The organism is Bacteroides sp. D20 (genome assembly GCF_003436255.1).
Lineage (GTDB): Bacteria > Bacteroidota > Bacteroidia > Bacteroidales > Bacteroidaceae > Bacteroides > Bacteroides uniformis.
In genome coordinates, this window is the sequence record NZ_QSOO01000012.1 from 146259 (window position 1) to 147435 (window position 1177).

A 1177-nucleotide genomic window follows, 5' to 3' on the forward strand; every position below is an offset into this window, starting at 1 on the left:
TTTTTTCTTCTGACAGATTACGTACGGGATGGTGCTGCAACTCGATTTCGATGTAGGCAAGCGCGATGACGGTAAGGTTCATGTCCATGCCGCCGTTGCACAGTTCGATCACTTGGGTGGCGAAAGCCGTGTATGCCGTTTCCATATTGCAGTCGCCGGCTTCGTTTATCAGGCGGAAAAAGTCGGTTTCCGCCAGCAAGAAATAATTCATGGTTCTGTCAATTTTGAAAATTACACTTTGTTTTCTGCGTGCGCACATGAATATAATTGGCAAAAAACGCGGCAGAAAATAAAAAATCCAACACTCAATTTTACAAAGTGCTGGATTTCAGAGGTATAAAATTCAGTATTTTTTCACAAGGACAAATTATCTCCGACTTAAATTGTTTGTAATCGGAACATTTATTCTATTCCTGAAAATAGAAATGTATGCTTGCCGCACATTTTGGCTATCTTGCTTTTTTATCAAGGATATAGATAATGCGACATACACCGTTGGGATAGCTTTTCAAAGAGGAAAGCGTCCAGTGTTGCTCTGGCAGAGCCGACTTAAAAAAATGTCGTCCGCTTCCGGATATGAAAGGAACGGTGTATAGTATGATTTCATCCACAGCGTGCATCCGCAGCAGTCCGTTTATATAGTCTGCCGTGTCCGGTGTGGCTTCCGCGAGGTAACGGATGTTTGTGCAGTCTTTTCTCCATTCGTGCAGCATTGAAATGGAATAGTCCGGTGTCACACGGTAAAAGGCTTTCTTCCTGATTTCATCAAGACCGCAACGGTCAAGGCACAAATCCTGATGTGCTTTATCATATAACTCTGAAGAAAGACATCCGTCCATCGTCAGTACGGCGAGAATCTGAACTTTACCCATAATCGTTTCCTTTCGTTAGGCAAGGGTAAAAAAGTAGCGTGCAATTCACACTACCTTCAAGCGATGGCTCTGGTAAAGCCTTTACGGAGAGTACGTGAATGCACGCTATGCGTAAGCATAGCATAAGCATCACGCAATCGTCTCCGTAGTTCCAATTTACCAGATTTTCGCTTGAAACGCCTTGCGGTCTTATCCTATATGTTGGCGGCGAAAAGCTCCTGCCAATCGCCGTTTTTCTCAAATGTTATGCAAAGATAGCCAAATTCAGTGAATTACGGGCTATGATTGCTTGAATTTATATTTAA

Annotated in this window: 1 protein-coding gene and 1 pseudogene; both read right to left on the reverse strand. The window is 43.0% G+C overall.

Annotated elements, in window-relative coordinates:
- Window positions 1–211: pseudogene (locus tag DXD78_RS21340) on the reverse strand (RteC protein); the annotation flags it as partial.
- A gap of 238 nt (window positions 212–449) precedes the next feature.
- On the reverse strand, window positions 450–872 hold the full coding sequence (locus DXD78_RS13640; protein WP_004291474.1) for a dihydrofolate reductase family protein: 423 nt from the start codon (window positions 870–872) through the stop codon (window positions 450–452).
- Window positions 873–1177 lie beyond the last annotated feature (305 nt).

What these genes read in the sequence shown, in the direction of transcription:
- DXD78_RS13640 (WP_004291474.1), bottom strand. Translation starts at nt 872, where the DNA reads ATGGGTAAAGTTCAGATTCTCGCCGTACTGACGATGGACGGATGTCTT.